11 protein-coding genes and 1 pseudogene are annotated in these 11,037 nt (G+C 71.1%); 4 read left to right on the top strand and 8 right to left on the bottom strand.

The window, feature by feature from the left end; translation table 11 throughout:
- Nucleotides 1-332, bottom strand: a pseudogene (locus Q0M60_RS05510) (aconitate hydratase); the annotation flags it as partial.
- Between the two features lie 201 nt (nt 333-533).
- On the opposite strand from Q0M60_RS05510, the gene ccmA reads away from it, so the two are divergent.
- The 4 genes from ccmA to Q0M60_RS05490 are packed head-to-tail and all read left to right on the top strand — an operon-like array spanning nt 534 to nt 3,650.
- Nucleotides 534-1,124: a heme ABC exporter ATP-binding protein CcmA gene (gene ccmA / locus Q0M60_RS05505; RefSeq protein WP_296816988.1), complete on the top strand. Its 591-nt coding sequence runs from the start codon at nt 534-536 to the stop codon at nt 1,122-1,124.
- Nucleotides 1,121-1,786 carry a heme exporter protein CcmB gene (ccmB, locus tag Q0M60_RS05500; RefSeq protein WP_296816985.1) on the top strand — a complete coding sequence of 222 codons (666 nt, stop codon included), beginning with the start codon at nt 1,121-1,123 and terminating at the stop codon, nt 1,784-1,786. Before ccmA ends, ccmB begins: the two co-directional genes overlap by 4 nt.
- 11 nt (nt 1,787-1,797) lie before the next feature.
- A complete protein-coding gene (locus Q0M60_RS05495) occupies nt 1,798-2,478 on the top strand; it encodes a DUF4893 domain-containing protein (RefSeq protein ID WP_296816983.1) in 681 nt (226 codons plus the stop codon).
- A complete protein-coding gene (locus Q0M60_RS05490; protein WP_366855587.1) occupies nt 2,424-3,650 on the top strand; it encodes an NAD(P)/FAD-dependent oxidoreductase in 1,227 nt (408 codons plus the stop codon). The genes Q0M60_RS05495 and Q0M60_RS05490 overlap by 55 nt, the downstream gene beginning before the upstream one ends.
- 109 nt (nt 3,651-3,759) lie before the next feature.
- Here Q0M60_RS05490 and Q0M60_RS05485 read toward each other — a convergent pair whose 3' ends face one another.
- The 7 genes from Q0M60_RS05485 to Q0M60_RS05455 form a co-directional block, all read right to left on the bottom strand.
- Nucleotides 3,760-5,448: a serine hydrolase gene (locus Q0M60_RS05485; protein ID WP_296816979.1), complete on the bottom strand. Its 1,689-nt coding sequence runs from the start codon at nt 5,446-5,448 to the stop codon at nt 3,760-3,762.
- Nucleotides 5,449-5,784: 336 nt separating this feature from the next.
- Nucleotides 5,785-6,135: a phage holin family protein gene (locus Q0M60_RS05480; protein ID WP_296816976.1), complete on the bottom strand. Its 351-nt coding sequence runs from the start codon at nt 6,133-6,135 to the stop codon at nt 5,785-5,787.
- A 4-nt stretch (nt 6,136-6,139) separates the two neighbouring features.
- Nucleotides 6,140-7,231, bottom strand: coding sequence for a histidinol-phosphate transaminase (gene hisC, locus Q0M60_RS05475; protein WP_296816972.1), 1,092 nt, complete (start codon nt 7,229-7,231; stop codon nt 6,140-6,142).
- 39 nt (nt 7,232-7,270) lie between these two features.
- Entirely contained in the window at nt 7,271-7,951 is a 681-nt protein-coding gene (locus Q0M60_RS05470) for a hypothetical protein (RefSeq protein ID WP_296816970.1), read from the bottom strand.
- 12 nt (nt 7,952-7,963) lie between these two features.
- On the bottom strand, nt 7,964-8,983 hold the full coding sequence (locus Q0M60_RS05465; RefSeq protein WP_296816967.1) for a DUF2125 domain-containing protein: 1,020 nt from the start codon (nt 8,981-8,983) through the stop codon (nt 7,964-7,966).
- Nucleotides 8,984-9,013: 30 nt separating this feature from the next.
- Nucleotides 9,014-9,892 carry a hypothetical protein gene (locus tag Q0M60_RS05460; protein ID WP_296816964.1) on the bottom strand — a complete coding sequence of 293 codons (879 nt, stop codon included), beginning with the start codon at nt 9,890-9,892 and terminating at the stop codon, nt 9,014-9,016.
- Between the two features lie 207 nt (nt 9,893-10,099).
- Nucleotides 10,100-11,037 (bottom strand): aldehyde dehydrogenase family protein (locus Q0M60_RS05455; protein WP_296816961.1); only part of this gene is annotated, 938 nt, incomplete at its 5' end.

The following is an 11,037-nucleotide window of genomic DNA, read 5'->3' as shown; positions in this document are numbered from 1 at the left end:
GCCGTCATGGCGTCGCGCATGGCGGCCAGGTCGACCACCGCCGGCACGCCGGTGAAGTCCTGCATCAGGACCCGCGCGGGGCGGAAGGCGATCTCGTGCTCGACCGAACCCTTGTTCTCGATCCAGGCGGCCACGGCCTTGAGGTCGTCGGCGGTGACCGAGACGCCGTCCTCATTGCGCAGGAGGTTCTCCAGCAGCACTTTCATGGAGCGCGGCAGGCGGCTGATGCCGGTCAGACCGGCTTCCTCGGCGGCGGGAAGGCTGTAATAGGCGTACTTCTTGCGCCCGACGGAAAGATCGCGCCGGGTGGAGAGGCTGTCGACTGACGGCATGGGAGAGGATCCTCTGATCAAAGCCGCCCGGAAATTCGGTCGCGCGGTCGCGCGCTGGACGACGGGGCGCACAGGTCCCCGCCGCGCGCGGCGACAGCCTGCTGCGGCGTGGGCGGATATAGCCCCGCCCGGGGGCGCCGTCCACGTATCCACGACGCCGTCATGGGTATTGCGACCGGTTCGCAGACGAGGTCGGTCGGCATGACGCGTCTGTCGGTGTCCAGCCTCGCCATCGCGCGCGGCGATCGGCTCCTGTTCGAGGGACTGTCCTTCGAGCTGGCCGCCGGCGAGGCGCTGGCGCTGACCGGGGCAAACGGCGCGGGCAAGACCTCGCTGCTGCGCGCGGTCGCGGGTCTGCTCAGGCCGCGTGCGGGCGCGATCCGGCACGCGGGCGAGGGTGAACCGAAAGACGGCCTGCATCTGATCGGGCACCAGGATGGGCTGAAGGCTGGACGGCTGGCCGGAGACGAACTGAACTTCCAGGCGCGCTGGCTAGGGGCCGATCCCGAGGGCGTGGCGCGGGCGGTGGAGCGGCTGGAACTGCGCCGCCTGCTACCTCTGGAGGTGCGCAAGCTGTCGGCAGGCCAGCGGCGGCGTCTCGCCTTGGCGAGGCTCGTGGCGGCGCCCCGGCCGCTATGGCTGCTGGACGAGCCGCTGGCGCCGCTCGACGTTGCCTGGCGCGGCCGGATCGGCGAGCTCATGGCCGAGCATCTGGCGGGCGGCGGCGCGATCCTGGCCGCCGTCCACGACCCGCTGCCGGTGCCGGCGCGCGCGCTGGAGCTCGGCCGATGAGCCGCGCTTGGGTCCTGTTTGGCCGCGAGTTTGGCCTGGCCTGGGGTCGGGGCGGCGGGCTGGTGCTGGCGCTGGGCTTCTACGCCGCCATCACGGCGCTGACCCCGCTCGCGTCCGGATCGGATCCGGAGCTGCTGGCGGGCATGGCCATCGGCTCGGCCTGGCTGGCGCTGGCGCTGTCCAGCCTGCTCTCGCTGGAGCGCATGTTCGAGCGCGACTACGAGGACGGGGCGCTGGACCTGCTGGCGCTCGGGCCCGAGCCTTTCCCGGTCGTCTGCCTGATTAAGGCGCTGGCGCACTGGGCCTCGATCGGCCTGCCGCTGGCCCTGGCCGCGCCGGTCGCCATGATCGCGCTGGGAGCTCCCAGCGACCTCGCCGGCCTGTCGCTCCTGACCGCCTTGATCGGAGGGCTCGGCTTTTCCTTCACCGGCGCCATGGGCGCGGCCCTGTCGCTTGGCTCTCGGCGCGGCGGCCTGCTGATCGCGGTCGTGGTCCTGCCCCTCTTCATCCCGCCGGTGGTGTTCGGGGCAGGCGTCCTGACCTCGGCGGCGCAAGGACTGGCCTGGGCGCCGGGCCTCGCCCTGCTGTCGGCCTGGACCTTGTTCGCCCTGGCCCTGTCGCCCATGGTGGCGGCGCTTTCGGTGCGCGAGGCGCTGGACTGAGGAGGCGAACGATGCCGATCCGAACTTCCATCGTGGCCATCTCCCTGGCGGCCCTGCTCGCCGCCTGCGCCACCGGCCCCGGCCCAGCCGTCTATCCGCCCGGCCCGCCCCCGCCGCCCGCGCCGCCCGGCGAAGGTCCAGGCGGCGGCGGGGTGCTGCGCGACTGGCGGGCCATCATCACGCCGCGGGATCGGGACCGGCTGGACCGGCTCGGCGCCGCCTGGGATCGGGCGCTGGACCAGGCCCGGCGTTCGGAGGGCTCCGGCGACCTGCAGTCGGTCGGCGCCCTGATAAATCCGGACGCAGCGCTGGACACCCCGGCTCCGCCGCCGGGCCGATACCGCTGCCGGACGGTCAAGCTGGGGCATCAGGGGCCGAGCGGGCTCGGCTTCGTCGTCTACGGCTGGTTCGAGTGCGAGATCGAGCGAACCCCACAGGGGCTCCGGCTGATCAAGACCACCGGCTCGCAGCGGCCGAGCGGGCTGCTGTTCCCCGAGGACCGGGAGGGGATGGTCTTTCTCGGCTCGCTGGCGCTGGGAGACGAGCCCCGGGCGACCTCCTACGGGACCAATGACGAACGCGACTTCGCGGCGCGCCTGGAGCGCATCGGGCGCGAGCGCTGGCGGCTGGTGATCCCGTGGCCGGAATACGAGTCCACGCTGGACCTGATCGAACTGGTGCCCGCCTCCTGAGCCTGCGGCGCTCCATCGGCGTCGGCGGGGCAGGGCCGAGCGGCTTGGCCTTCGCCCTGATGGCCGCCCGGCGCGGTGACGAGGTCGTCGTGCATGAGCGCTTCGAGGCCCCGCGCCCGGTCGGGTCGGGCTTTCTGCTCCAGCCGACGGGACTTGCGGTGCTGGCCGCGCTGGGCCTTGAGGCTTCGGTGCGGACCAGGGGCGCGGTGATCCGCCGCCTCTACGGCGAGCGCGCCCGCATCGGCCAGGCGGTGCTGGACGTGGCCTACGCCGACCTGCGCGGCGGTGAGACGGCGCTGGGCCTGCACCGGGCCAGCCTGTTCGAGGTGCTGTACGCGGCCTGTCTGGAGGCGGGGGTCCGGTTCGAGACGGGCTTCGAGGTCGCGGGCCGCGCCGACGGGCGGTTCGAGGCGAAGGATGGGCGGCGGTCGGCGCAGTTCGACCTGCTGGTAGACGCGCTCGGCACGCGCTCGCCCTTCTGCGGGATGCGGCGGGACCTGTCCTTTGGGGCGCTGTGGGCCACCGTGCCGCTTGGCGACGGCTTCATGGGCGATGCGCTGGAGCAGCGCTATCAGGCCGCGCGCCTTATGGCCGGGGTGCTGCCCCATGGCGCCGCGCCGGGGATCGAGGGCCCGAGCGCGACCTTCTTCTGGAGCCTGAAGCCCGAGCATTACGCCGCGTGGCGCGCCGAAGGGCTGGAGGCGTGGAAGGCGGATGTCATTGGCCTCTGGCCGGAGACCGAACGGCTGCTGGCGGCCATTACCGACCCCGGCCAGATGATCCCGGCCCGCTACGCCCACAGCACCCGCGCCTCGATGACCGAGCCGGGGCTGGCGGTCATCGGAGACGCGGCCCATTCGACCAGCCCCCAGCTGGGCCAGGGGGTGAACATGGGCCTGCTCGACGCCTGGGCGCTCGACCGGGCGCTGGCCGAGCACCGCGACCTCGACGCGGCGTTGACGGTCTACGCCGGCTCGCGCTGGCTGCACGTGCGGCTCTATCAGGCGCTGTCCTGGGCGTTCACGCCCTTCTACCAGTCCGACGACCCGATCCGGCCGGCCATCCGGGACCACATCCTGGGCTGGATCAGCCGCATTCCGCCGAGCCCGCGCCTGCTGGCCGCGACGGTGGCGGGCCTGTTGATCGACCCCAGGAAATCCCTCGGCATCTAATTCACGTCACCCCCGGCCCTGTGCCGGGGGTCCATCACCTCGGCGTCGCGGGCTGGCTTTGATAGGCCCGCGTTGATGGATCGCCGGGACAAGCCCGGCGATGACGAGGTTAGGTCACCTTCACCAGCCGCAGGTCGTGGAAGTCGTAGGAGAAATCCGCGTCCGGCGAGACCGCCCGCATCGTGGCCCGGACGGGACGGCCGTTCTCCAGCTCGAAGGTGACGAAAGTGTCCTCCTCGCGCCGATCGAGGAAGCGGGTGCGGAAGGTTTCGCCCTCGAAGGCCTCCAGCGGGCCCTGCAGAGCAGGCGTACGCGTGAAGCTAAGCCGAAGCCCGCGTTCGATATCCGAGTCGCCGACACTCGGTATGGGGCCGCGACGGCTATGCGCTATTTGGACTTCCATCACCTCCTCGATGATGACGTCCCCGTACCAGGGATCCCGCCAGGTCCCGGCATACGCCTCCAGCGGCAGGGACGGCGCGGCCCCCGCGGCCTGGCGGGCCTCGATTTCGGCGGCGGCGGTGATCGAGCGCGCGTTGCCCTCGGCCTCCAGCCGCTTGGAGTCCGCGATCCAGTCGAAGCCGGCCTTGTCCATGGCGATGTCGGTCAGGCCAGAGCGGAGCGCGCGCAGCAGGAAGCTCTCCTCGGCGTTGGAGAAGATCGACACGCCCGTCCTCCGGCCAGGGATCAAGAGCGTCGCCGAGATGCCGCCGGGCGAGCCGCCGCCGTGGCTGACCAGCCGCTCGCCGCGATAGTCCTGGACCGACCAGCCCATGGCGTAGGTGCTGGCGATGGCCCGGCCGGGGAGCTCCGCGGTCGGACCGGGCGAAGAATTGGTGATGATGTTGGGCCGCCACATCTCGGTGGCTTGCGCCTCGGACCACAGGCGGGTTCCCGACGGCGCGACGCCCTGCGCCAGCTGGGTCTTCATCCACTCGGCCCATTCGACAGGGCTGGTGCAGACGCCGCCTGCGGCCCCGGCCGAATCCCAGTTCCAGATGCCGGGGATGCTCTCGGACAAGAGCGTCATCGGCCCCTGGTAGCGCAGCGGCGGGCCGACCCGGCCATGCGGTAGGGCCGACAGCTCGGCCTGCGCCATGCTGGTGAGCGGCACGGTGCGGGCCATGCCGAGCGGATCCAGGATGCGGGCCTGGAGCACCTCCTCCCAGGGCCGGCCCTCGACGGCGGCGATGATCTCGCCGGCCACGACGAACATCAGGTTGCAGTAGTGATACCCGGCGCGGAAGCCGTGCTCGATCGGCACGTGCGGGACCGCCGCCATGATCTCGGCGCGGGTCCGGTCCGAGTTCGGCCAGAACAGCAGGTCGCCGGCGCCGAGACCAAAACCCGCCCGATGGGACAGGGTGTCCCGAACCGTGATCCGCTCGCCGATGACCGGATCCGACAGGGTGAAGCCCGGCAGATAGGTCCGCACGGGGGCGTCCCAGGCGACCTTGCCCTCGTCGACCAGCATGGCCAGCAGGGCCGCCGTCATGGCCTTGGTGTTGGAGGCTACTGCGAACAGCGTGTTTTCATCGGCTGGGGTCTCGGTTCCCTGCTGGCGGACGCCATAGCCCCGGGCCATCACCGTCCGGCCTTCCTTGACCATGGCGATCCCCAGCGCCGGCTGGTCCGGCCAGGCGGCCATGGCCTGGCGGACATAGGCGTCGACGGCGTCCGCCAGGGCCGAGTCCTGATCCTGCGCGCGGGCGAAGCCGGACCAGCCGACCAGCGGCAGCGCCGACCCCGTGGCCAGCACCCCACGCCGCGTCATGCGCGACAGATCAAAACCGGACATGAAGACGCTCCCGACACTTGCAGGCGCGGACCCTAGCCCAGCCCCCGCGTCCCTGTCCCGCGCCGATTTCCGACGCCGGTGTCGCGGTCGAGGTCACAGCGACAGGGCGACACAGCGACAGCCGGCTCATGAAGATACAAGGGCTTAGGCATCGCCAAGTCAGGCGCAGCGACAGATTATCGGAAATTCTTCCCGGGATCGCCGGCGCCGGCGGGACGGAGGTCATCCGAACATGATCGCATGACGGCCGAGGGCGGGCGCAAACTGCGCCGCCTGCGCGACAAGCCCTTGAAGAGGCGCGCATTCGCTCCGGAAGAAGCGGGCGTTCGCGTCGTCCTAGTCCTCCTTCGGCCTGACCAGCGAGCCGGTGACCCAGCTGACCGCGCCGGTGACGATGGCGCAGCCGATGCCGGGGAGGAGGCCGCCGACGACGAAGCCGTCGAGCAGGGCGGCGACCAGGCCGATGGTCGCGGCGTTCACGACGAGCAGGAACAGGCCGAAGGTCACCAGCGTGATCGGGAAGGTCAGGACCACCAGGATCGGCCGCACGAGCGCGTTGACGATCCCGAGCAGGAGCGCCGCGGCGATCAGGCTGCCGCTCGAAAGCACCTCGACGCCGGGAACGATCTCCGACGCCAGCCAGAGGCCCAGCGCGGTGAAGACGGCCTGGAGAAGGAATGTCAGCATCGGCCTAGCTCGCTGCGAATTCCGACAGGGCGTCAAGCAGGGCGCGGTTCTGGTCCTCGGTCCCCACGGTGATGCGCAGGCAGTCGGTCAGGCCGTAGCCGCCCACGGGCCGCACGATCAGGCCGCGCGAGTGCAGGAAGGCGTCGGCCGCCTGGGCGTTCAGCCGCTCGTCGGGGAATCGCACCAGCACGAAGTTGCCCGCCGAGGGCAGGACGTCGAAGCCAAAGCCCTTGATGGCCTGGGTCAGGCGCGGCAGCCACTGGCGCACGAGCGCCCGCGACTTCTCGACGTGCTCGGGGTCAGACAGCGCGGCCAGCGCCGCTTCCTGGGCCGGGATGTTGTTGTTGAAGGGCAGGCGGATGCGGTCGACCGCCTCGGCCACGGCTCGCGGCGCATAGCCCCAGCCCACGCGCAGCGCCGCCAGGCCGTGAATCTTCGAGAAGGTGCGGGTGACCACGAGGTTGGTCGAGGACCGCGCCAGGTCGATGGCGCTCTCCCAGTCCGGCTGGTCGACGTATTCGGCGTAGGCCTCGTCGATGACGAGCAGCACCCGCTCGGGCAGGCCGGCGTGCAGGCGGCGGATTTCCTCGCCCGAGTTCCAGCTGCCGGTCGGATTGGAGGGATTGCTGACGTAGACGATCCTCGTGCGGTCATCGACCGCGGCCAGCAGGGCGTCGACGTCGACGCGATAGTCCGGCTCAGGGACCAGCTTGATCTCGGCCTGGTTGGCCTTGGCGCTGATGCGGTAGGCGAGGAAGCCGTACTGGCCGGTGACGATATTGTCGCCGGGCGTCAGATAGACCTGGTTGATCAGGGCGAAGACCTCGTCGGAGCCGTTGCCGAAGATCAGCCGCTCGGGCTCGATCTGGTGCTGGTCCGCCACCGCCTGGCGCAATTTCGAGGCGCGGCCTTCGGGATAGAGGTTCAGTCGCTCGACGGCGGCCAGGAAGGCTTCGCGCGCCTTTTCGCCCGGCCCGAGCGGGTTCTCATTGGACGACAGCTTGATGGGCTCGGCCACGCCCTCGATCTTCGACTTGCCGCCGACGTAGGGGGCGATGTCCAGGATGCCGGGCTTGGGGGAGGGCGTATCGGTCATGCGCGCCTCTTAGCGGACGCGGGCCCTAACGCCAAAGCCTCAGGTCTCGATCAGGGGCACCGCGCCGATGACGCCCGACAGCCGGCCCGGCGCCTGGGCGAGGCGATCGTCGTGCGGCTGGACGTAGCCGTCGAGCGCGAACAGCCGCATGCCGCCGGCCCGGAACGCCTCGCGGCCCGAAAGCCCCAGCTTGCCGAGGATGGTCTGGATGTCCTCCGTGGTTTCGGTCGCGTCGGTGGCCCACCAGGTCCGGTCGGCGCCGGACGGCTCGCTCCACACCGGCGCCACGGCCAGGGCGACTGGCTTGAGCGCGTCGCGGCCCAGGAAGTCGTCGATGACGGACAGCTTCGGCTCCGCCAGCAGCCGGGCCCACCAGGGATCGCGGTCCATGGAGATCACTGCCCGCCCGCCGGACCGGCAGCTCGCCAGGGCCTGACGCGAATCCTCGACCGTATAGATCTTCGACGCCGACCCGAACCGGCCGCGCGCCAGCGTCTCGCTGCCCGACCCGCACGCCGCCACCATGACCGGCCGCGCGGCCCCTTCGAGCTCCCGCACCAGGGCTGCGACGAGGGCGGAGGGAAGGTCGGGGGCTTGGGCGCAGGCCTTCCGCACGGCCCGCGCGATGTCGTCCGGCGAGGGGCCGTGGCGCGCCAGGTCCTCCAGGATGGATCGCGCCGCAGCCGTCAGGCCTTCGAGCTGCAGGTCCTCGTTTCTCATCCGATGGACATGTCAGAACACCTTCGGCGCGGGGCCGAGGTCGATGGGGCCGACACGGGTGCGGCCGTCGGTGAAGCGGAAGGTCAGGCCGGTGTCGCCGCGCAGGCCGGAGGTGATCTGGACGCCAAGCCGGACGGCGGCGGCGGCCTGGGGATCAACTCCGGGGGCGGAGGCGAGGCCGACCAGCGGGGCCGTCCCGCCGCGCATGTCGATGCGAAAGTCGCCCGTCATACGGCCATTGGCGTCAGCCATCAGCTGGTCAGAGGCGCCGCGGATGTAATCCTCGCCGGCGGTGGCCTCGGTCCGGACCTCGGTCAGGGCTCCGCCCTCGCGCGCCCAGGCGGACAGGGCTTCGGTCCAGGTCGCGCCGTCGAGCGCGCCGGCCTGGCCGATGACGGCCTCGGCGCTGAGGTCGAAGGGGCGCTGCTCGGCCATGGCCTCCAACGGCCCGCCGGGCCTGCCCGCCGCGCCGGTCAGCTCGAAGAGCAGCCCGGCCTCGTCGGCGCCCGTGGCGTCGCCGGGGATCAGATTGATGATCAGCCGCTCCGCCGAGGCGATGGGAAAGGGCGCGGCGCCCGCCTCGGCGGCGAAACGCGGCTGATTTAATTCGACGACCACGCGCGGCGGGGTGCGGGACAGTCCCGACACGCTGGCGCGCAACGCCTGGCCCGTGACCGAGGTCCAGCCCTTGGCGCCCCGGCCGAGAGACAGGCCGTCGGGGGCCATAAGCACCCAGCGGTCCGGCTGGTAGGCCAGGGCCTCGGCCAACATGTGCTCGCTTCGCAGGCCATGGCCCGAGGGCATGACGACCTCGACATCGGCGAGTTCAAGTCGGGCGCGGAACGGCCAGCCGGTGACGATGGGCTCGGCGTGGGAGATCTCCCAGCCGGCCTCGCGCAGGCGCGCCGCCCCTTGGTCGAGCCCGGCTTCAAGGCGCGAAACCAGGGTGAACCACCACACGGTCCAGCCCCCGACGACGAGGGCCAGGATCAGGAAGGGAAAGGCGATACCAAACGATCGGCGACGCGACATGCGGCCTCTGTCAACTCTTGTGGCGGCGGCTCAGTAGAAGACGCTGTCTTCCTGCCGGCTGGCCTGGGGCGGATCGCGCGGAGCGGCCGGCTCGCGCGGTTCCCGCGGCGGATTGGCGGGCGAGGACGGGCCGTCCTGGCCGGGCACGGGCGGAATGGCGGGGAAATCCTCGGGACCCTCACCCGAAACGTCCGGATAGGGCAGCGGCGTCAAAGGCGCGCCGGGCGTCTCGACCGTACCCTGCGGCGGCGCCGGCAGACTGTCCTCGGCGCCGACGTCGTCCCGGATGAAGGCGTAGGAGCGGCTGTCGGAACAGGCGCAGACCTTAAGATAGCCGTCCTGGTCGCGCCACAGGATGAGTGGGTAGGAGATCGACCGCACGCCCGAGGCGCGCAGCAGGGTCTCCAGCCGCTGCTGGAAATCGCGGCCGGCGCCGACCACGGCGGTGCGGGCGAGATTGCCGTCGGCGGGGGGGATCCCCGCCGCCGTCCAGTTGCGGGGCGGGGTCGCCGACCAGCGCTGATAGAGGGTCCAGTCGCGCGTCAGCCAGAGCTCGGCGACCGTGGCGCGCTCGGCGGCGGTGGACTGGGCCAGACCCTCGCGGTCGGGCCGGGCGATCATCACGACCCGGGGTTCGACCCCGGCGGCGCGCAGCAGGGGGAATTCCTCGCGCTGATAGGTCTGGCAAGAGTCGCAATCCCGCCAGCCGACGAGGTACAGGGGCTCACCCCCGCCGCCGGCCGACACCCAGCTGGCCTCGTCCAGCAGGCGCTGAATCTCTGCCTGATTGCGGGTGATCAGGGTCGGCTGGAACCGGGCGTAGAAGTTCCAGTAGGCCCAATAGCCGCCCATCGAGGCCAGCAGGGCGATGACGATGGCCAGCGCACTCCAGACGAGAAACTTCCGCATGAGCCGCATGATCTCCACGTGGTTCAGGCAACATAACGCCTGGCGCAGCCCCGAGGCTGCGCCGCAACCGTCAGGGGAAACCGGAGCCTAGGCCCTGAGCACCAGGAAGGCCACGGTCACGATGGCCAGAACGGCGATGGCCGCGGTCAGGCTCCAGAACAGCACCGGCCGCTGGGGCCGGCGAATGACGCGGTCCTCACGCATGGCTCAGGCCATCGTCGGGATGACGAAGCTGGAGTCAGAGTGCTCCAGCTCGCTGTCGGGCCAGCGGGCGGTGACGGTCTTGGTCTTGGTCCAGAAGCGGACGCCTTCCATGCCGTGCTGGTTGATGTCGCCGAAGGCCGAGCGCTTCCAGCCGCCGAAGGTGTGATAGGCGACAGGCACCGGGATCGGCACGTTGATGCCGACCATGCCGACGTTGACGCGGGCGGCGAAGTCGCGCGCCGCGCGGCCGTTCTGGGTGAAGATGGCGACCCCGTTGCCGTACTGGTGGCGGCTGGGCAGGGCCAGGGCTTCCTCGAAGGACTGGGCGCGGACGATCTGCAGGACGGGTCCGAAGATCTCCTCGCGGTAGGACTCCATCTCCGGGGTCACGTGGTCGAACAGCGACGGGCCGATGAAATAGCCCTTCTCGTGGCCCTGCAGGGAGAAGCCGCGGCCGTCCACGACCAGCTCGGCGCCCTCGTCGACGCCCTTCTGGATCCAGCCTTCGACGCGCGCCTTGTGCGCGGCGTTGACCACCGGGCCGTAGTGGGCCTCGGCGTCGGTCGAGACGCCGACCTTGAGCGTCGGGATCTCGGAGACCAGCCGCTCGCGCAACTCGTCGGCGGTGCGCTGGCCGACGGGGACGACGACCGGCAGGGCCATGCAGCGCTCGCCGGCCGAGCCGTAAGCGGCGCCGGTCAGGTCCTTGATGACCTGGTCCATGTCAGCGTCGGGCAGCACAATGCCGTGGTTCTTGGCGCCGCCCATGGCCTGGACGCGCTTCCCGTGCTCGGCTCCGGTCCGGTAGACGTAGTGAGCGATGTCGGACGAGCCGACAAAGCTGACGGCGCGGACCAGCGGGTGGGTCAGGATGGCGTCGACCGCGGTCTTGTCGCCGTGGACTACGTTCAGCACGCCCTTGGGCGCCCCGGCCTCCAGCA

Origin of the sequence: Brevundimonas sp. (assembly GCF_024711105.1) — a bacterium.
Taxonomy (GTDB): Bacteria; Pseudomonadota; Alphaproteobacteria; order Caulobacterales; family Caulobacteraceae; genus Brevundimonas.
Note: the sequence above shows the minus strand (reverse complement) of the source record. Positions and strands in the feature narration are given on the sequence as shown.

Bases quoted from the DNA above. Each gene is read 5' to 3' on its own strand.
- ccmA (WP_296816988.1), top strand. From the start codon at position 534: ATGACGCGTCTGTCGGTGTCCAGCCTCGCCATCGCGCGCGGCGATCGG.
- ccmB (WP_296816985.1), top strand. From the start codon at position 1,121: ATGAGCCGCGCTTGGGTCCTGTTTGGCCGCGAGTTTGGCCTGGCCTGG.
- Q0M60_RS05495 (WP_296816983.1), top strand. From the start codon at position 1,798: ATGCCGATCCGAACTTCCATCGTGGCCATCTCCCTGGCGGCCCTGCTC.
- Q0M60_RS05485 (WP_296816979.1), bottom strand. From the start codon at position 5,448: ATGTCCGGTTTTGATCTGTCGCGCATGACGCGGCGTGGGGTGCTGGCC.
- Q0M60_RS05480 (WP_296816976.1), bottom strand. From the start codon at position 6,135: ATGCTGACATTCCTTCTCCAGGCCGTCTTCACCGCGCTGGGCCTCTGG.
- hisC (WP_296816972.1), bottom strand. From the start codon at position 7,231: ATGACCGATACGCCCTCCCCCAAGCCCGGCATCCTGGACATCGCCCCC.
- Q0M60_RS05470 (WP_296816970.1), bottom strand. From the start codon at position 7,951: ATGAGAAACGAGGACCTGCAGCTCGAAGGCCTGACGGCTGCGGCGCGA.
- Q0M60_RS05465 (WP_296816967.1), bottom strand. From the start codon at position 8,983: ATGTCGCGTCGCCGATCGTTTGGTATCGCCTTTCCCTTCCTGATCCTG.
- Q0M60_RS05460 (WP_296816964.1), bottom strand. From the start codon at position 9,892: ATGCGGAAGTTTCTCGTCTGGAGTGCGCTGGCCATCGTCATCGCCCTG.